15 protein-coding genes and 5 tRNA genes are annotated in these 19,269 nt (G+C 36.0%); 19 read left to right on the top strand and 1 reads right to left on the bottom strand.

Annotated features, from left to right (window positions below; translation table 11 throughout):
- From ATCC51562_RS02545 to ATCC51562_RS02530, 4 genes are read left to right on the top strand one after another with little or no spacing between them, the layout of a single operon-like run.
- Positions 1-2,139, top strand: coding sequence for a type I secretion system permease/ATPase (locus tag ATCC51562_RS02545; protein WP_021090643.1), 2,139 nt, complete (start codon positions 1-3; stop codon positions 2,137-2,139).
- A gap of 2 nt (positions 2,140-2,141) precedes the next feature.
- The gene (locus tag ATCC51562_RS02540; protein ID WP_021090674.1) at positions 2,142-3,608 is read left to right on the top strand and encodes an HlyD family type I secretion periplasmic adaptor subunit; all 1,467 of its coding nucleotides are present in this window, start codon (positions 2,142-2,144) and stop codon (positions 3,606-3,608) included.
- Positions 3,608-4,099 carry a DUF5416 family protein gene (locus ATCC51562_RS02535; protein WP_021091023.1) on the top strand — a complete coding sequence of 164 codons (492 nt, stop codon included), beginning with the start codon at positions 3,608-3,610 and terminating at the stop codon, positions 4,097-4,099. Before ATCC51562_RS02540 ends, ATCC51562_RS02535 begins: the two co-directional genes overlap by 1 nt.
- Before the next feature lie 18 nt (positions 4,100-4,117).
- Complete coding sequence (locus tag ATCC51562_RS02530; RefSeq protein ID WP_021090841.1) at positions 4,118-4,756, top strand: response regulator transcription factor; 639 nt, start codon at positions 4,118-4,120, stop codon at positions 4,754-4,756.
- A 207-nt stretch (positions 4,757-4,963) separates the two neighbouring features.
- On the opposite strand, the gene ATCC51562_RS02525 is transcribed toward ATCC51562_RS02530, so the two are convergent.
- Positions 4,964-5,212, bottom strand: a complete 249-nt coding sequence (locus tag ATCC51562_RS02525) for a hypothetical protein (RefSeq protein WP_021090800.1) — start codon at positions 5,210-5,212, stop codon at positions 4,964-4,966.
- Between the two features lie 237 nt (positions 5,213-5,449).
- Between ATCC51562_RS02525 and ATCC51562_RS02520 the strand changes: the two genes are divergently transcribed.
- From ATCC51562_RS02520 to rpoC, 15 genes are all read left to right on the top strand, one after another.
- Positions 5,450-5,525: transfer RNA gene (locus ATCC51562_RS02520), tRNA-Thr, on the top strand.
- 53 nt (positions 5,526-5,578) lie between these two features.
- Positions 5,579-5,663: transfer RNA gene (locus tag ATCC51562_RS02515), tRNA-Tyr, on the top strand.
- Positions 5,664-5,670: 7 nt separating this feature from the next.
- Positions 5,671-5,747, top strand: a tRNA-Gly gene (locus ATCC51562_RS02510).
- Between the two features lie 126 nt (positions 5,748-5,873).
- Positions 5,874-5,948, top strand: a tRNA-Thr gene (locus ATCC51562_RS02505).
- A 73-nt stretch (positions 5,949-6,021) separates the two neighbouring features.
- The gene (gene tuf, locus ATCC51562_RS02500; protein WP_021090663.1) at positions 6,022-7,221 is read left to right on the top strand and encodes an elongation factor Tu; all 1,200 of its coding nucleotides are present in this window, start codon (positions 6,022-6,024) and stop codon (positions 7,219-7,221) included.
- Between the two features lie 56 nt (positions 7,222-7,277).
- A complete protein-coding gene (rpmG, locus tag ATCC51562_RS02495) occupies positions 7,278-7,436 on the top strand; it encodes a 50S ribosomal protein L33 (protein ID WP_035167196.1) in 159 nt (52 codons plus the stop codon).
- 13 nt (positions 7,437-7,449) lie between these two features.
- Positions 7,450-7,525: transfer RNA gene (locus tag ATCC51562_RS02490), tRNA-Trp, on the top strand.
- A gap of 17 nt (positions 7,526-7,542) precedes the next feature.
- Positions 7,543-7,722: a preprotein translocase subunit SecE gene (gene secE, locus ATCC51562_RS02485; RefSeq protein ID WP_035167317.1), complete on the top strand. Its 180-nt coding sequence runs from the start codon at positions 7,543-7,545 to the stop codon at positions 7,720-7,722.
- A gap of 16 nt (positions 7,723-7,738) precedes the next feature.
- On the top strand, positions 7,739-8,269 hold the full coding sequence (nusG, locus tag ATCC51562_RS02480) for a transcription termination/antitermination protein NusG (protein WP_021090793.1): 531 nt from the start codon (positions 7,739-7,741) through the stop codon (positions 8,267-8,269).
- 10 nt (positions 8,270-8,279) lie between these two features.
- Complete coding sequence (gene rplK / locus ATCC51562_RS02475) at positions 8,280-8,705, top strand: 50S ribosomal protein L11 (protein ID WP_021091067.1); 426 nt, start codon at positions 8,280-8,282, stop codon at positions 8,703-8,705.
- A gap of 59 nt (positions 8,706-8,764) precedes the next feature.
- Complete coding sequence (gene rplA / locus ATCC51562_RS02470) at positions 8,765-9,466, top strand: 50S ribosomal protein L1 (RefSeq protein WP_021091006.1); 702 nt, start codon at positions 8,765-8,767, stop codon at positions 9,464-9,466.
- A gap of 105 nt (positions 9,467-9,571) precedes the next feature.
- Complete coding sequence (gene rplJ, locus ATCC51562_RS02465; protein ID WP_021090459.1) at positions 9,572-10,057, top strand: 50S ribosomal protein L10; 486 nt, start codon at positions 9,572-9,574, stop codon at positions 10,055-10,057.
- Between the two features lie 29 nt (positions 10,058-10,086).
- Positions 10,087-10,467 carry a 50S ribosomal protein L7/L12 gene (rplL, locus tag ATCC51562_RS02460; protein ID WP_021090592.1) on the top strand — a complete coding sequence of 127 codons (381 nt, stop codon included), beginning with the start codon at positions 10,087-10,089 and terminating at the stop codon, positions 10,465-10,467.
- Positions 10,468-10,585: 118 nt separating this feature from the next.
- Entirely contained in the window at positions 10,586-14,731 is a 4,146-nt protein-coding gene (gene rpoB / locus ATCC51562_RS02455) for a DNA-directed RNA polymerase subunit beta (RefSeq protein ID WP_021090984.1), read from the top strand.
- Positions 14,718-19,232 (top strand): DNA-directed RNA polymerase subunit beta', encoded by a 4,515-nt coding sequence (gene rpoC / locus ATCC51562_RS02450; RefSeq protein ID WP_021091033.1) that lies wholly within the window; start codon positions 14,718-14,720, stop codon positions 19,230-19,232. The genes rpoB and rpoC overlap by 14 nt, the downstream gene beginning before the upstream one ends.
- Positions 19,233-19,269 lie beyond the last annotated feature (37 nt).

Here is a 19,269-nt window from a genome sequence, read left to right as displayed (position 1 = left end):
ATGCATAGTGATAAGATAAAAGATGAACTGCTTCAATGTTTGGTTATTTTTACCAAGCTTCATAATAATCCATACAGTGCTGATGCTTTAACTATTGGCTTACCAGTAAAAGATGGCGATGAGATTGAGCTTTTTTCACTTAAAAGCTCAAGGTCTTTATTTTCTCGTGCTGCTTCTCGTGCTGGTTTTGCTTCTACTCTTGTAAGAAAAGATCTTGAACAAATCTCTCCTTTAGTTTTACCTTGCATTTTAATGCTTAGAGGCAAAAAAGCTTGTATTTTACAATCTTTTAGTAAAGATAAAAAGATAGCAAATATCATAACGCCAGAACTTTCAACTGGTACTAGCGCGATAGAAATAAGTAAGTTAAAAGAAGAATATTTAGGCTATGCATACTATCTAAAGCGCGAGTTTGTTCCAGAGGATACTAGCTCAACAAAGCTAATTGATGCGGGCAACGACCACTGGTTTTGGGGAACTCTAAAACGTTCAAAAAAGATTTATTTTGATGTTGTTCTTGCAAGTTTTATTATAAATTTATTTGTTCTTGCTAGTCCGCTTTTTACGATGAACGTATATGACCGTGTTGTGCCAAATAATGCGGTTGAAACGCTTTGGGTCTTGGCACTTGGTGTAAGTGTAGTTTATGGCATAGATCTTTTTTTAAAATTTGTAAGATCATATTTTCTTGAGATTGCTGGTAAAAAGAGCGATATCATAATGAGCTCTATTTTATTTGAGCGCGTTATGGATATGAAATTTAGCAATAAACCAAAATCTGTTGGTTCATTTGCTAGTAATCTAAAAGAGTTTGATACGGTTAGAAATTTCTTCTCATCAGCCTCATTGGCAGCCATTGTCGATCTTCCATTTGCGATCATTTTCTTGATAGTTACTTATTTTATAGGAAGCTATATCGTACTCGTGCCAATTGTTATCATGATAGCTATTTTATGCTATACATTTTTTATAAAAGATCCACTTCAAAATGCCATTAAAAGTACATTTGAGGCTTCGGCTATAAAAAATGGAATTTTAATAGAGAGCCTTAGTAGTCTTGAGACTATCAAAACTCTTGGTGCTAGTGGCCATATACAATGGAACTGGGAAGAGGCAACTGGTGAGATAGCAAATAGAAGCATTAAATCAAAAATTATTACAACTTCGATAACGACTGTTACATCTTTTTTAGTGCAATTAAATACTATTGCCATCATCGTTCTTGGCGTCTACATGATACAAGATACACATCTTACAATGGGTGGTCTTATCGCTGCGGTTATGCTTAGCTCTCGCGCTATCGCTCCTATGGGGCAGGTGGCTTCACTTGCTGCAAATTTTGAGCAGACAAAAACAGCATATCAAAGTCTTAGTAAGATTATGCAAATGCCTGTTGAAAGGCCAGAGGGTAAAAAATTTGTTAGAAGAAATTCTTTTGATGGAAAGATTGAGTTTAAAAATGTAAGCTTTACATATCCAGATACCACAAAGGGTTCGCTTGATAGGATAAATTTTGTTATTCAGCCAGGTGAAAAAGTTGGCATTATAGGCAAAAATGGCTCTGGAAAAACTACTTTACAAAAGCTCATTTTGGGACTTTACTCACCAACTGAAGGCTCGGTTTTGATTGATGGAATAGATATTAATCAAATCGATCCAGCCGATCTTAGGCGAAACATCGGCTACGTTCCACAAGATGTTGTGCTTTTTAAAGGAACGGTTAGAGAAAATATTGTTCAAAAAGCGCCATATGTTGATGATATTCAGATTATAAAAGCAGCTAAAGTAAGCGGAGTTGATGAATATGTAAATGCCCATCCACTTGGATTTGACATGCCAGTCTTTGAAAGAGGTGACGGCATAAGTGGCGGACAGCGTCAAAGTATAGCTGTGGCTAGGGCATTTTTGCTAGATAGTCCTATTATTTTGCTTGATGAGCCAACAAATTCTCTTGATAATACAGTTGAAAATAAGTTAAAAATAAATTTAAAGACAAATACAGCAAATAAAACGATGCTGCTTGTTACACATAGGACGTCGATGCTAGATCTTGTTGATAGACTTATAGTTATGGATAATGGCAAAATTTTATTGGACGGACCAAGAGATGAAGTTTTAGCAAGACTTAGTGGGAAGTGATCATGCAAGAAGATATCAAGAATAAACAAAATGAAAATCCAAAAACTGAAAAAAGATTAATTTCTGAAAATAACATAAAAGAACAAGAGGAAGCTAGTAATAAAATTTTAAATAGTGTGGATGATATAAAATCTAATCTTCAAACAAAAAATTATGATGCTTATGATTTGAAATTTATGTCAAGTCTTTCTGAGGCTGTTTTGGCTAAAGCCCCATCTACATCTAAAAAGATACTCTATACGGTTGCTATAACTATGTTTTGGCTTCTTGTTTGGGCTTCTTGGGCACAAATAGATGAGATCACAAGAGGTAGTGGTAAAATCATCCCGTCTGGAAAAAACCAAGCGATACAAAATCTCGAAGGCGGTATAGTCGATCAAATTTTTGTAAAAGAGGGTGATGAAGTCAAGAAAGATCAAATTCTAATAAGGCTAGATAATAAAAATTTTACGAGTAGTTATGGCGAGTCAAAACTAAGACTTGATGAACTTCAAGCAAAATTTATGAGACTTGATGCTGAGGCAAATGATAAGGAATTCGACTACGACGAAGCTAGAGATGCGAACAATAGTAAAGCCATAAGATACGAGCTAAGTCTGCATAATTCAAATATTGATCACTTAAATGAGCAAATAGGAATTCTAACAGAGCAGATCCATCAACGCCAAAGTGAGCTAAATGAGCTTAGAAATAAAATTTCTCAAACTCAAAATAGCTACAACCTTGTTTTAAAAGAAAAAGCTATCATGGAGCCTATCTTTAAAAAAGGTCTTGTTAGCGAGGTCGAGTATATCCAGCTTCAAAGACGCGTAAATGACCTAAAAGGCGAGCTTGACGCATCTGTGCTTGCCGTGCCAAGGGTCGAATCGACCATAAAAGAGGCAAAAAATAAGATAGAAGAGGCAAAGCTGGCATTTAAAAATAATGCAAAAAAAGAGCTAAATGAAGTTTCAGCAGAGATCGCAAGGATAAATGAATCACAAATCAGTCTAAGCGATAGAGTAGAAAGAACATATGTAAGATCTCCAGTAAATGGTATTGTCAGCAAAATGATGGTTCATACAGTATCAGGAGTTATCAAGCCTGGTGAAAATATTGCCGAGATCGTTCCTCTTGAGGATAAATTGGTTGCTGAAGTAAAAGTAAAGCCAGCTGATGTTGCATTTTTGAGGCCTGGGCTTGATACGATGGTTAAATTTACGGCCTATGATTTTAGTATTTACGGTGGTTTAAAAGGCAAAGTAACGCAGATTAGTGCCGATACGGAGACTAATGAAAAAACTGGCGAGAGCTATTATTTGGTCAGGATAGAAACTGAAAAAAATTATCTTGGTAGCGAAGAAAAGCCACTTAGGATAAAAGTTGGTATGATAGTTTCAGCTGATATCATTACCGGTAAAAAGACAATACTTGATTATTTATTAAAGCCTATTTTAAAGGCAAAACAAAATGCCTTAACGGAGAGGTAATGGGTAAGATCGCTTTTTATGATAAGAAATTTGGTGAATATGAGATTGAAAAATTTCAAAGTTTACAAAATTTCTATCTCATAAAAGATAATCATTGCTGCGATATAGTTAATGATGAAATTGAACGATTTAAATTTAGTGATTGTGAAATAGAATTTTTACAATTAGTAGATGTTGCTAGTAGGCATAAAAAGCTATTTGAAAATATAAAAATTCAAGATGATATAGTAAGAAGTATTAAAATTTTAATAAAAGGCTATGACCAGAGTTTGGATAAATTTGACTTTGATCCTGGAATTTTAAATTTAAATACCCCTTATAAATATGCTATATCACAAGATTTTTTTGAAATGACTATTTTTTTAGAAGAAAAATCCTCAGTAGTTACTAAATTTTTTTCATCAATAGATTACAAGATACGCAAAAACGGCGAAAGTCGTCACGTAGAATTTTTTATAAATAGTAAAAAAATTTATGAAAGAATCATATAAATAATCCAAGGAAAGGTAATGCAAGTTATTTTATTTACACAAAATAGTGCATTAAACAATATTTGGAGAAGCTATTTTACTGGCAATAGCGATGTGAAATTTATACATAATAGAAAAGAGTTTTTTTCTCATATAAATGATGATATTGATATTATAGGCATTGATATTGATGTTTTTAAAGATAATATTGATGATGTTATAAAAAATATAATTGAAAAATCACCAAATATAAAAATACTCATACTCTCAAATAGGCCAACGATAAACGAAGGCAAGCACCTGCTTACGCTTGGAATCAAGGGCTATGCAAATTCTCACATGAGAAAGACACACTTTGAAGATGCTTTTGAAACCATTTTTAATGGAAATATATGGCTTTACCAAGAATTTGTTCAGGCAATGATTAGTGAGCTAACCGGCTCATATATTAATAGCGAAAGTGAAAAGGTAGACAAAAAGACCGACCTCTCTGAGCTTAGTTCAAGGGAAAGAGAAATTGCAGATTTAATCTATCAGGGTCTAACAAATAATGAAATTTCAGAAAAAACAGGTATTACACTAAGGACGGTCAAAGCACATACAAGCTCGATTTATAGTAAGTTAAATGTAAAGGATAGAATAGGGCTTGTGCTTTTAATGAAGCAGCTTGACGCATAAAATCTTGACTTATTTTTTGAAAAATTAAGATTCTTCTTCAAAAACTATAAATTTTTTATATATACGCCCACAAGAAATACGTACACAACTTTTACTAGCTGAAGAATACAATAAATATAAAATTTTCAAATAAAAAATGATTTGCTAAAATCTTAAATAAAAAATTCTAGCAAATTTATTAATAGCCGAGATAAGAAATTAGAAACTTTAGTCTTCCAAATCGATATCTACTTTTTCAACATTTGTTATGATGTCTTTTGTATTTTTTTCGATATCGTGTTTGTTTTTTTCAATAAGTGATCTATTTTGTCCAATCAAATCCCTATTTTCTTTAATACCATCACTATTTTGTTCAATTAATTTGCTAAGGGTTGATATTCTTTTCTCGTAACGTATCATTAGAAAATAAATTACATAAATTAGTAATAAAATTATCGCCCAAGGTAAAAATTGCATAATAAATCCTTATATATTTTTTTGTAATTATAGAAATTTTAGCTTTTAAAAAAAATAAAACCATAAAAATTATACATATTTCATAAAAGCTTAATGATGTATTATGGATTTAAATCTAATAAAAATTTGTATTCTTAAATGGCTGTATTTTATGATTTTAATTTTTATGAAAATTTTTTAAATTTCCCTTGACTTTTACCTTGTTTTGATATATAATTACCACTTCACAAAATAGGTGCTGGTGTAGCTCAGTTGGTAGAGCTACTGCCTTGTAAGCAGTGGGTCGGCGGTTCAAGTCCGTTCACCAGCTCCATTTTTGTAACAGTGTTTGACCAGAAAATACCAAAATAGTTTATTAATGTTTAGGGTGAGATACTCAAGCGGCCAACGAGGGCAGACTGTAAATCTGCTGACTATGTCTTCCGTGGTTCGAATCCACGTCTCACCACCATTGTTATGCGGGAGTAGCTCAGTTGGCTAGAGCATCAGCCTTCCAAGCTGAGGGTCGCGGGTTCGAGCCCCGTTTCCCGCTCCAAAATTTGGGAAAATAAACTGGGAGCTGTATCTAGATTTTGCTAAACACAGTTATTCCTTACTTTATTTTCAAAATTTTTAGTTGTTTGTATTATTTAATTGGAATCATCTCTGCCAAGCGTTTTTCGCTCATATGGCTCAGAGGTAGAGCACTTCCTTGGTAAGGAAGAGGTCGCGGGTTCAAGTCCCGCTATGAGCTCCACTGGTTAATATGATTTTATTATAATTATACAAATTTGGTAAGAAAAAGACATATATCACATACGGAGGAAAAGATGGCTAAAGAAAAATTTTCACGTAACAAGCCGCACGTAAACATAGGTACTATTGGTCACGTAGATCATGGTAAAACTACATTAACAGCTGCAATATCTGCTGTTCTTTCACGCAAAGGACTTGCTGAGCTAAAAGATTATGATAATATTGATAATGCTCCAGAAGAAAAAGAGCGTGGTATTACAATTGCTACTTCACATATTGAGTACGAGACAGAGAAACGCCACTATGCCCACGTTGACTGCCCTGGTCACGCCGACTATGTAAAAAATATGATTACAGGTGCTGCACAAATGGATGGAGCTATTCTGGTTGTTTCTGCAGCTGATGGTCCAATGCCACAAACTAGAGAGCATATTTTATTATCACGCCAAGTTGGTGTTCCATACATTGTTGTTTTCATGAACAAAGCTGATATGGTTGATGATGCAGAGCTACTTGAATTGGTTGAAATGGAAATCCGTGAATTACTTAATGAGTATAATTTCCCAGGCGATGATACACCTATTGTTTCTGGTTCAGCACTTAAAGCTCTTGAAGAGGCAAAAGCTGGTCAAGATGGCGAATGGTCAGCAAAAATTATGGAATTAATGGATGCAGTTGATAGCTATATTCCAACTCCAGTTCGTGCAACAGATAAAGACCTTCTTATGCCAATTGAAGATGTTTTTTCGATTTCAGGTCGTGGTACGGTTGTAACTGGTAGAATCGAAAAAGGTGTTATAAAAGTTGGTGACACAATTGAGATTGTTGGTATTAAGCCAACTCAAACAACAACAGTTACTGGTGTTGAAATGTTTAGAAAAGAGATGGATCAAGGCGAAGCTGGTGATAATGTTGGCGTTCTTCTCCGTGGTACTAAGAAAGAGGATGTTGAGCGTGGTATGGTTCTTTGCAAACCTAAATCAATTACCCCTCATACAAAATTTGAAGGCGAAGTCTATATCTTGACAAAAGAAGAAGGTGGTCGCCATACTCCTTTCTTTAATAACTATAGACCACAATTCTATGTAAGAACAACTGATGTTACTGGTTCAATTACACTTCCAGAAGGAACTGAGATGGTTATGCCAGGTGATAATGTAAGAATTTCTGTTGAATTGATTGCTCCAGTAGCACTTGAGGAAGGCACTCGTTTCGCTATCCGTGAAGGTGGTAGGACTGTTGGTTCAGGTGTTGTTTCAAAAATACTTGGTTAATTTATAAAATTTTATCAAAGGGAGGATATCCCTTTGATATCTTAATAAGGACTTATATGAGAATTAAAATTGGTTTAAAATGCTCCGAAAGTGGTGATATAAATTATACAACAACTAAAAATAGTAAAACTACTACGGATAAAGTTGAACTTAAAAAGTATTGCCCAAGATTAAAAAAACATACTATTCATAAAGAAGTTAAATTAAAAAGTTAATTAAGAAGCTATTAGGGCAATAGCTCCAACGGTAGAGCGCTGGATTCCAAATCCAATGGTTGGGGGTTCGAATCCCTCTTGCCCTGCCACGACTAAGGTTAAGATTATGGAAAAAATTATAAATTATATTAGGCTTTCTAAATTGGAAATAATGAAGGTTATCTATCCTACAAAAGAACAAATTAGAAATGCTTTTTTTGCAGTTTTTATCGTAGTTGCTGTTGTATCACTTTTTTTAGCTCTTGTTGATGTTATTATGTCCTTTGTTTTATCTAAAGTTATATGATATAAGGGAAGAAGTAATGTCACATAAATGGTATGCTATACAGACTTACGCTGGAAGCGAAATGGCAGTAAAAAGAGGAATTGAAAACTTAGTAAAAGATCATGGAATAGAAGATCAACTAAAAGAAATTATAGTTCCTACAGAAGACGTAATAGAAATAAAAAATGGTAAGCAAAAAATCAACGAAAGAACTCTTTACCCAGGTTATGCTTTTGCGTGCTTAGATCTTGATACGGCTCTTTGGCACAGGATTCAATCTTTACCAAAAGTTGGACGTTTTATTGGTGAGGCTAAAAAACCTACGCCATTATCTGAAAAAGATATAAATACTATTTTGGAAAAAGTTCAAAAAAGGGCTGCACCAAAACCTAAGATATTCTTTGAGGATGGTGAGAGTGTTCGTATAACAGAAGGTCCTTTTGCTAACTTTACAGGTATTGTTGAAGAATATGACATGATACATGGCAAACTTAGACTTAATGTTTCTATTTTTGGTAGAAGTACCCCTGTTGATATTTTGTATTCACAAGTTGAGAAGATAATTTAAGGAGCAAGAAATGGCTAAAAAAGTTATAGGTGAAATAAAATTACAAATTGCTGCAACAAAAGCAAATCCTAGTCCACCAGTTGGTCCAGCTCTTGGACAAAAAGGTGTTAATATTATGGAATTTTGTAAAGCCTTTAATGAAAGAACAAAAGATATGGTTGGGTTTAATATTCCAGTTGTTATAACTGTTTATGCTGATAAAAGTTTTACATTTATCACAAAACAGCCTCCTGCTACAGATCTTATTAAAAAGGCTGCAGGTATAACAAAAGGAACTGATAATCCTTTAAAAAATAAAGTAGGCAAATTAACAAAAGCTCAAGTTCTAGAAATAGTTGAGAAAAAACTTGTTGATTTGAATACAAATGATAAAGAGCAAGCAGCTAAGATTATTGCTGGCTCAGCTCGCTCAATGGGTGTCGAAGTAGTAGACTAAAGCCTTTACCGTCAGGTTGATTAGCAAAAGACGGAAGCAATATATATGCGGAGAAATTTATGGGAAAAACTAGCAAGAGATTTCAAGAATTGCTCAAAAAAGTAGAGCAAGATAAAATTTATAACCTTAGCGAGGCTATTGATACAGTTAAAACTCTGGCTTCTGCTAAATTTAATGAAACGGTTGAGATTGCATTAAAATTAAATGTTGATCCAAGACATGCTGATCAAATGGTTCGTGGCTCAGTCGTTTTGCCGGCCGGTACAGGTAAAACTGTAAGAGTTGCTGTTATTGCTAAAGATGCTAAAGCTGATGAGGCAAAAGCAGCTGGTGCTGATATTGTTGGCGCAGATGATTTGGTCGAAGATATTCAAAAAGGTATAATGAATTTTGATGTTCTTATAGCTACTCCAAATTTAATGGGTCTTGTAGGTAAGGTCGGTAGAATTTTAGGACCAAAAGGATTAATGCCAAATCCAAAAACTGGTACAGTCACAATGGATGTTGCACAAGCTGTTAATAATGCAAAAAGTGGTCAAGTAAATTTCCGTGTTGATAAGCAAGGAAATATACATGCAGGCCTTGGTAAAGTTAATTTTACTAAAGAACAATTAAATGAAAATATTTCAACATTTATTAAAGCGATTAATAAACATAAACCTGCAACTGCAAAGGGTAGATATGTTAAAAATGCTTCGTTGTCTTTGACAATGAGCCCATCTATAGCTCTTGATACTCAAGAAGTTATGGACTTAAAATAAAACTAAAAATTAAAATTTATATCTTAGATTGGAGATAGCCGAGGCCATTGGGCTTAATTGATTCGACCCGCTCTGCTTGAAATTACCGGTCAGAAAGGAGAAAAAGTGACACGTAACGAAAAAACTGAAGTTGTTGCAAAATTAGAGAGTGAATTTAAAACTGCTGAAGCTATTGTAGTTTGTGACTATCGTGGCCTTTCAGTAAAGAAACTTGAAGTTTTAAGAAATTCTGCTAAAGAACAAAATGTAAAAGTTCAGGTTATTAAAAATACTCTTGCAAATATTGCTCTTAAAAATTCTGATAAAGTTGGAATGGAACTCAAAGATACAAATATCTATCTTTGGAGTGAAGATCAATTAGCAGTAACTAAAGTAGCCGCAAAATTTGAAGAGTCTAATGCTGATCTTTTCAAAATAAAAACAGCTTATATTGATGGCGAAGTTGCTAGCGTTGATAAAGTTAAAGCTCTATCTAAAATGCCTAGCCGTGATGAGCTTATTGCGATGCTTTTACAAGTTTGGAATGCGCCAATTCAAAATTTCACAATTGGTTTGAATGCGCTTAAAGAGAAAAAAGAACAATCAGCTTAATTAAAATTAAAAAATAATAAGGATTAAAAATGGCAATTACTAAAGAAGATGTATTAGAGTTTATATCTAATCTTTCTGTACTTGAGCTTAGTGAACTTGTAAAAGAGTTCGAAGAGAAATTTGGTGTTAGCGCTGCTCCTGTAATGGTAGCAGGTGGTGCTGTTGCAGCAGGTGGTGCAGCAGCTGCAGCAGAGGAAAAAACAGAATTTAACATTGTTTTGGTTGATTCTGGTGATAAGAAAATCAACGTTATTAAAGTTGTTAGAGCGCTTACTGGTCTTGGTCTTAAAGAAGCTAAAGACGCAGTTGAGGGAACACCATCTGTTCTTAAAGAAGGTGTTAGCAAAGATGAGGCTGAGGCAGCTAAAAAAGAGCTTGAAGAAGCTGGTGCTAAGGTTGAACTTAAATAATTTTTTATTATTTGAGCTTAATATTTCAAGAGAGGGCACAGGCTCTCTCTTTTTTAAATTTTAGATGCCTTGTTAAAAGGCTATACTTTTCTTTCAAAATTACCACGAGGTAGATGCAATGTTAAATAGCTTATACTCAGGAAATCGTCTTAGGGTTGACTTCTCTAATGTCGTTAAGGAGATAGACGTTCCGAACCTACTACAACTACAAAAAAAGAGCTTTGATAATTTTTTAAATCTAAATAACAATCAAATAGAAAGCGGTATAGAAAAAGTTTTCAAATCAATCTTTCCAATACATGATCCGCAAAATCGTTTGACTTTAGAATATGTTGGCTCAGAAATTGGAAAACCAAAATATACGATCAGAGAGTGTATAGAAAGAGGTCTTACATACTCTGTAAATTTAAAGATGAAAATACGTCTTATCGTTCATGAGAAAGATGATAAGACAGGTGATAAAGTCGGTGTTAAAGATATAAAAGAACAAGAAATTTTTATACGTGAAATTCCACTAATGACTGATAGAATTTCATTTATTATAAATGGTGTTGAGCGTGTTGTTGTAAATCAACTCCATAGAAGTCCAGGTGTTATTTTTAAACAAGAAGAGAGCGCGACTGTTGCAAATAAATTAATTTATACAGCTCAAATAATACCAGACCGTGGCTCTTGGCTACACTTTGAATATGATACAAAAGATATTTTATATGTTAGGATAAATAAACGTAGAAAAGTGCCAGTAACTATATTATTTAGGGCGCTTGGATATAAAAAACAAGACATTATTAAGTTGTTTTATCCAATACAAAATTTAATTATTAAAAATAACAAATTTTTAACTCTTTTTAATCCTGAAGATTATTTGGGAAGAGTTGAATATGATATAAAAAACGAAGATGGAGAAATTCTTCACCAAGCAGGCAAACGTCTAACTAAGAAAAAAGCTGATAAGTTGATTGAAGATGGCGTAAAATTTGTTGAATACCCAGTTGAAGCACTTATTGGTAGATATTTGGCAAATCCTGTAATAAATACAGAGAGTGGAGAAATTTTATATGATACACTATCTGCTCTTGACGAGAATAAACTTGCAAAAATTTTAGCTGAGCATGAAAGTATTGAGATTATAAATAACTCTGCTGCTGGTGTTGATGATGCAATTATAAATTCTTTCATAGCTGACAACGATATGCTTAAGGTTTTAAAACAAACTGAGGGCGTGGATGACGAAAACGATCTTGCGGCTATTAGAATTTATAAGGTTATGAGACCAGGAGAACCAGTTGTAAAAGAGGCCGCAAAGAGTTTTGTAAATGATATGCTATTTAACCCTGAGAGATATGATTTAACAAAAGTTGGTCGTATGAAGATGAATCATAAGCTCTCACTTGATGTACCAGAATACGTTACCTTACTAACAAGTGAAGATATCATAAAAACTGCAAAATATCTTATAAAAGTTAAAAATGGACAAGGTCACATTGATGATCGCGACCACCTTGGTAATCGCCGTATAAGGTCAATCGGTGAGCTACTTGCTAGCGAACTTCACCTCGGTTTTGTAAAGATGCAAAAGGCTATCCGCGATAAATTTACAAGCTTAAGTAATAATACTGAAGAGATTATGCCATACGACCTCATTAATCCAAAAATGATTACAGCCACAATTATGGAATTTTTCACAGGCGGTCAATTAAGCCAGTTTATGGATCAGACAAACCCACTTAGTGAAGTTACTCACAAGCGCCGTCTATCTGCACTTGGCGAGGGTGGCTTAGTAAAAGAACGTGCTGGATTTGAGGTGCGTGACGTTCACCCAACTCATTACGGTAGAATTTGTCCAGTTGAGACTCCAGAAGGTCAAAATATTGGTCTTATCAATACACTTTCAACCTATGCAAAAGTGAATGATCTTGGCTTTGTTGAAGCTCCTTACAAAAAAGTTATAGATGGCAAAGTGACTGATGAGATAGTTTATTTAACCGCAACTCAAGAAGAGGGCAATGTTATAGCTCCAGCATCAACTAAACTTGATGAAAATGGACACATCGTTGAGGACTTGATTGAAGTTAGAAAAGATGGCGAGATGATGCTTGCCCGTAGAGAAGATGTTGCTTTGATCGACCTTTGTTCTGGTATGATAGCTGGTGTTGCGGCTTCACTTATTCCATTCCTAGAGCATGATGATGCTAACCGTGCTCTCATGGGTTCAAACATGCAACGTCAGGCAGTGCCACTACTTCGCTCAACTGCTCCTATTGTTGGAACAGGTATGGAGAGCGTTATTGCAAGAGATGCATGGGAAAGCGTAAAAGCAAAACGTAGTGGTGTTGTTGAAAAGGTTGATAATAAAAATATATTCATTTTAGGCGAAGACGAAGCTGGTCCATACATTGATCACTACTCTTTGGAGAAAAATTTAAGAACAAACCAAAATACGACTTTTTCTCAACATCCGATAGTTAAAAAAGGCGATGAGATCGTTGCTGGTCAAATAATCGCTGACGGCCCAAGCATGGAAAAAGGCGAGCTAGCTATCGGTAAAAATGCACTAATTGCATTTATGCCTTGGAATGGCTACAACTACGAGGACGCGATCGTCATTAGCGAAAAAATGATACGTGAAGATGCTTTTACGAGTGTTCATATCTATGAAAAAGAGATCGAGGCTCGTGAGTTAAAAGACGGGGTTGAGGAGATAACAAAAGATATACCAAACGTCAAAGAAGAGGAGCTTATGCACCTTGACGAAAGCGGTATTGTCAAAATTGGTACAGAGATCAAGCCTGGCATGATCCTTGTTGGTAAAGTATCTCCAAAAGGCGAAGTTAAGCCAACTCCAGAAGAAAGATTGCTACGTGCGATTTTTGGTGAAAAGGCTGGTCACGTTGTAAATAAATCGCTCTACGCTTCAGCTTCGATGGAAGGCGTGGTTGTTGATGTTAAAATTTTCACCAAAAAAGGTTATGAAAAAGATAGCAGAACAAATAAAGCTTACGAAGAGGAGAAGACTCTTTTAGAAAAAGAACATCATGATAGACTACTTATGCTAGACCGCGAAGAGATGCTAAAAGTTACAGCACTTCTTTCTAAAAATCCACTAGCGAGCGATCAAGAGGTAAATAAAAAAGAGTATAAGAAAGGCTCAAAGATCAATAAGGCTGATCTTGAAAATATAAATAGATTTACCCTAAATGCTATCGTTAAAAGCTTTTCAAAAGATATCCAAAAGAAATATGACGAGCTAAAAAATTACTTCCAAAATGAGAAGAAAAAGCTCAAAGAAGAGCACGATGCTAAGATAGAAATTTTAGAAAAAGATGATATTTTACCTAGCGGCGTTGTAAAACTTGTAAAAGTTTATATAGCTACAAAACGTAAACTAAAAGTTGGCGATAAGATGGCTGGACGTCACGGAAACAAAGGTATCGTTTCGAATATAGTAAGAGAAGTCGATATGCCGTATCTTCCAAGCGGTCAGATCGTAGACATTGTGCTAAACCCACTTGGCGTTCCAAGCCGTATGAACATTGGTCAAATTTTAGAGAGCCACCTTGGTCTTGTTGGTTACCGATTAGGTGAGCAGATCAATGAAATTTTTGAAACAAAAAAAGGCGAGTGGATAAAAGAGCTAAGAGCTAAGATGATAGAGATAGCAGGCGTTGCTAAGCTAATGGATGCTAAAAAAGCTCTTGGTAAGATGAGCGATGAGAAGCTTCTTGAGCACGCAAAAGATTGGAGTAATGGCGTAAGATTTGCAACTCCGATTTTTGAAGGCGTTAAAGCTGACGAATTTGCAAAATTATTTGAGATGGCAAAGATAGATAGCGACGGCAAAACTGAACTATATGACGGACGCACAGGCTCAAAGATAAGAGAACGTGTTAATGTTGGTTGTATGTATATGCTAAAACTTCACCACTTGGTTGATGAAAAAGTTCACGCAAGAAGCACTGGACCATATAGCCTTGTTACACAGCAACCTGTCGGCGGTAAGGCGCTATTTGGTGGTCAAAGGTTTGGTGAGATGGAGGTTTGGGCACTTGAGGCTTATGGTGCTGCTCATACACTAAGAGAGATGCTAACTGTAAAATCAGATGATGTTGAGGGAAGACTTTCTGCTTACAAAGCTTTAACAAGAGGTGAAAACGTTCCTGAGACTGGTATCCCTGAGACGTTCTTTGTTCTAACAAACGAGCTAAAATCACTAGCTCTTGATGTAGAAGTATATGATGAGGATGAGACAAATGAAACTAACTAATTTAAAACCAGTTGAGATAAAAGAAGAGCATAGACCTCGTGATTTTGAAGCTTTTCAACTTCGTTTAGCAAGTCCTGAGAAGATAAAATCTTGGAGTTATGGCGAAGTTAAAAAACCAGAAACTATCAACTACCGCACGCTAAAACCTGAGCGTGACGGCTTGTTTTGTGCGAAAATTTTTGGACCGATCCGTGATTACGAGTGCCTTTGTGGCAAATATAAAAAGATGCGTTATAAAGGCATCAAGTGCGAAAAGTGCGGCGTTGAAGTAACAACATCTAAGGTTCGCCGCTCTCGCATGGGTCACATTGAGCTTGTAACTCCAGTGGCTCACATCTGGTATGTAAATTTCTTACCAAGCCGTATTGGTGCACTTCTTGGTATTAAGATGAAGGATCTTGAGCGCGTACTTTACTATGAGGCATATATTGTTGATAATGCTGGTGAGGCTTATTACGACAATGAAAATTCTAAGAAAGTTGAAAAATACGACGTTTTAAATGAAGAACAATATCAAAGCCTAGCTTCAAGATATGAAGAGACTGGTTTTACGGCTAGAATGGGTGGCGAGGTCATCTATGATATGCTAGCTGAGCTTGATTTGATGGAGATTTTAAATCAGCTAAAAGAAGAGATGGAGTCTACAAATTCTGAGGCCAAGAAAAAGACTATCGTAAAACGCCTAAAAGTTATCGAGAGCTTTTTAAATTCAGGTAACCGCCCAGAGTGGATGATGATAACAAATTTACCAGTTCTTCCACCTGATCTTAGACCGCTAGTCAGCCTTGATGGTGGTAAATTTGCTGTTTCAGACGTAAATGACCTATATCGCCGCGTAATAAACAGAAATAGCCGTCTAAAACGTCTACTTGAGCTTGATGCACCTGAGATCATTATTAGAAATGAAAAGAGAATGCTTCAAGAAGCTGTTGATGCGCTATTTGATAATGGCCGCAGAGCAAATGCAGTAAAAGGTGCAAATAAGCGCCCACTAAAATCACTAAGCGAGATTATCAAAGGTAAGCAAGGCCGCTTCCGTCAGAATTTGCTAGGTAAGCGTGTTGACTTCTCTGGACGTTCTGTTATCGTCGTTGGTCCAAAGCTAAAGATGGATCAGTGTGGTCTTCCAAAGAAGATGGCTCTAGAGCTATTTAAGCCACATTTGCTTGCTCGCCTTGAAGAAAAAGGCTATGCAACAACTGTTAAGCAAGCTAAAAAGATGATAGAAGATAAGACAAATGAGGTTTGGGAGTGCCTAGAAGAGGTCGTTAAAGACTATCCAGTTATGCTAAACCGTGCTCCAACACTTCACAAACTTTCTATCCAGGCGTTTCACCCAGTGCTTGTTGAGGGCAAGGCGATTCAGCTTCACCCACTAGTTTGTGCGGCGTTCAACGCGGACTTCGACGGCGACCAAATGGCTGTTCACGTACCACTATCTCAAGAGGCTATCGCTGAGTGCAAAATTTTGATGCTTAGTTCAATGAATATTTTGCTTCCTGCAAGTGGTAAGGCTATCACAGTTCCTTCACAAGATATGGTTTTAGGAATTTATTATTTAAGCCTAGAGAGAAATGATGAAAAAGGTGCAAATAAAATTTTCTCAAGCGTTGATGAAGTAATGATCGCTGAAGAGGCTAATACCCTTGGTCTTCACGCTAAAATCAAGACTATGGTTGATAACAAGATCATCTTTACAACAGCTGGTCGCTTGATCTTAAGAGCAATACTTCCTGATTTTGTTCCTGAAAATATGTGGAATAAGATCATGAAGAAAAAAGATATTGCAAATTTGGTTGATTACGTTTATAGAAATGGCGGCCTTGAAGTAACGGCTGATTTCCTTGATAAGCTTAAAAATTTAGGCTTTAGATATGCTACAAAAGCAGGAATTTCTATCTCTATCGCAGATATCATCGTGCCAGATAGCAAGCAAAAATATATCGACGAAGCTAAGAAAAAAGTTCGTGAAATTCAAAAGCAATATGGCGCTGGTCTTTTAACAGATAGTGAGAGATACAACAAGATCATTGATATCTGGACAGATACAAACAACAGCGTTGCAAGCGAGATGATGAAGCTTATCCAAAATGATAAGGGCGGATTTAACTCTATTTATATGATGGCAGACTCGGGTGCGAGAGGTAGTGCAGCGCAGATTCGCCAGCTAGCTGGTATGCGTGGTCTTATGGCAAAACCTGATGGTTCGATCATTGAAACGCCAATTATTTCAAACTTCCGTGAAGGTCTAAATATAATGGAGTACTTTAACTCAACCCACGGAGCTAGAAAAGGTCTTGCGGATACCGCGCTAAAAACTGCTAACGCTGGTTACTTAACAAGAAAGCTAATCGACGTAGCTCAAAACGTTAAAGTAACAATGCATGACTGCGGTACGCACGAGGGCGTTGAAATCACAGATATTACAGAGAGTGGCGAGCTAATAGAGAGCCTTGAAGAGAGAGTTTTAGGCCGTGTTTTAGCAGATGATGTGATCGATCCTATAACTAATGAAATTTTATTTAGCGAAGGCACATTACTTGATGAAGAAAAAGCTAGAGCTATAACTGAGGCTGGTATAAAATCAGTGAGTATTAGAACGCCTATTACTTGCAAAGCACCTAAAGGTGTTTGTGCAAAATGCTACGGCTTAAATTTGGGTGAAGGTAAACTTGTAAAACCAGGTGAAGCAGTTGGTATCATTTCAGCCCAATCTATCGGTGAGCCAGGTACACAGCTAACACTAAGAACATTCCACATTGGTGGTACGGCTTCTACTGAGCAACAAGATCGTCAAGTAATCGCCCAAAAAGAAGGTTTTATCAGATATTACAACCTTAATACTTATGATAACGGCGATAAGAAGATCGTTGCAAATAGAAGAAGCGCGGCTGTACTACTTGTTGAGCCAAAGATTAAATCAACGATTGACGGCAAAATAGAGATCGAATATGCCCACGAAGATGTAAATATCGTGATAAAAGGTAAAAAAGAAGAGGTTAAATATACAATTAGAAGAAATGATCTTGCTAAGCCAAATGAATTAGCTGGTGTTAGCGGAAAGATCGAAGGAAAGATGTATATACCTTATGTAAGTGGCGATAAGGTAAAAGAGAACGAAAGTATCGTTGAGATCATAAAAGAGGGTTGGAATATTCCAAACCGTATCCCATACGCTAGTGAACTTAAAATTTCAGACGGAGATCCGGTAACTCGTAAAATTTTAGCTGACGCAAATGGTGTAGTTAAATTTTTCATATTAAAAGGTGATTATCTTGATAGGGTTAAAGATATCAAAAAAGGTCACAAAGTAACTGAAAAAGGTTTCTTTGTAGTTGTTTCTGATAAAGATGGACGTGAGGCGGTTCGCCATTATATCCCAAGAAATTCTATCATCCAAGTTTCTGATAATGATGCAGTTGAGAGAGCGACAGTAGTTTCGTTACCTGAAAAAGATGATAAGTTGATTATTGCTGAGTGGGACCCATACTCAACTCCAACTATTGCTGAAGAAGCTGGTGTGGTTAGCTTTGAGGATATTGAGCCAGGATATAGTGCGACTGAGCAAGCAGATGAGGCGACTGGACAAAGACGTCTTGTTATCAATGAGTATTTGCCAAGCGGTGTAAAACCTGCGATTATTATCGCTACTAAAAAAGGAAATTTAATTAAGTATCCGCTTGATCCAAAAACTGCGATCTTTGTCTCAAGTGGTGATGAAGTAGCTCAGGCTGATATTTTGGCCAAGACCCCAAAAGCTGTTGCTAAGTCAAAAGATATTACCGGCGGTCTTCCAAGAGTTAGTGAGCTATTTGAAGCAAGACGCCCTAAAAATACAGCTATCGTTGCAGAGATTGATGGTGTGGTTAGATTTGACAAGCCACTTCGCTCAAAAGAGCGCATAATCATCCAAGCTGAAGATGGCACAACTGCTGAGTATTTGATCGAGAAAAGTCGTCAGATACAAGTAAGAGATGGGGAATTTGTCCATGCTGGCGAGAAACTAACTGATGGGCTAATCTCAAGCCACGATATTTTAAGAATTCTTGGCGAAAAAGCGCTTCACTACTATTTGATTAGCGAGATTCAACAAGTTTATCGCCGCCAAGGTGTTGCGATCGCTGATAAGCACATCGAGATCATCGTATCACAAATGCTTCGCCAAGTTAAAATCGTTGATAGCGGAAATACAAATTTCATAGTTGGCGATATGGTTTCAAGAAATAAATTTAAAGAAGAGAATGAGCGCATTATGAACATGGGCGGTGAGCCAGCTATTGCTGAGCCGATCTTATTAGGCGTTACAAGAGCAGCTATCGGAAGTGATAGTGTGATCTCTGCTGCATCGTTCCAAGAGACAACTAAAGTCTTAACAGAAGCATCGATTGCTGCTAAATTTGACTATCTTGAGGATCTAAAAGAGAACGTTATCCTCGGACGTATGATCCCAGTTGGAACTGGTTTTTATAAGGATAAAAAAGTAAAAATCAAAGAAAACTAGTCCTTTAAGCCCCTATTTTTGGGGCTTAATCTCTTTA

The sequence above is a fragment of the Campylobacter concisus ATCC 51562 genome (assembly GCF_000466745.1).
Classification (GTDB): domain Bacteria; phylum Campylobacterota; class Campylobacteria; order Campylobacterales; family Campylobacteraceae; genus Campylobacter_A; species Campylobacter_A concisus_B.
This window is presented reverse-complemented; position numbering and strand designations above follow the sequence as displayed.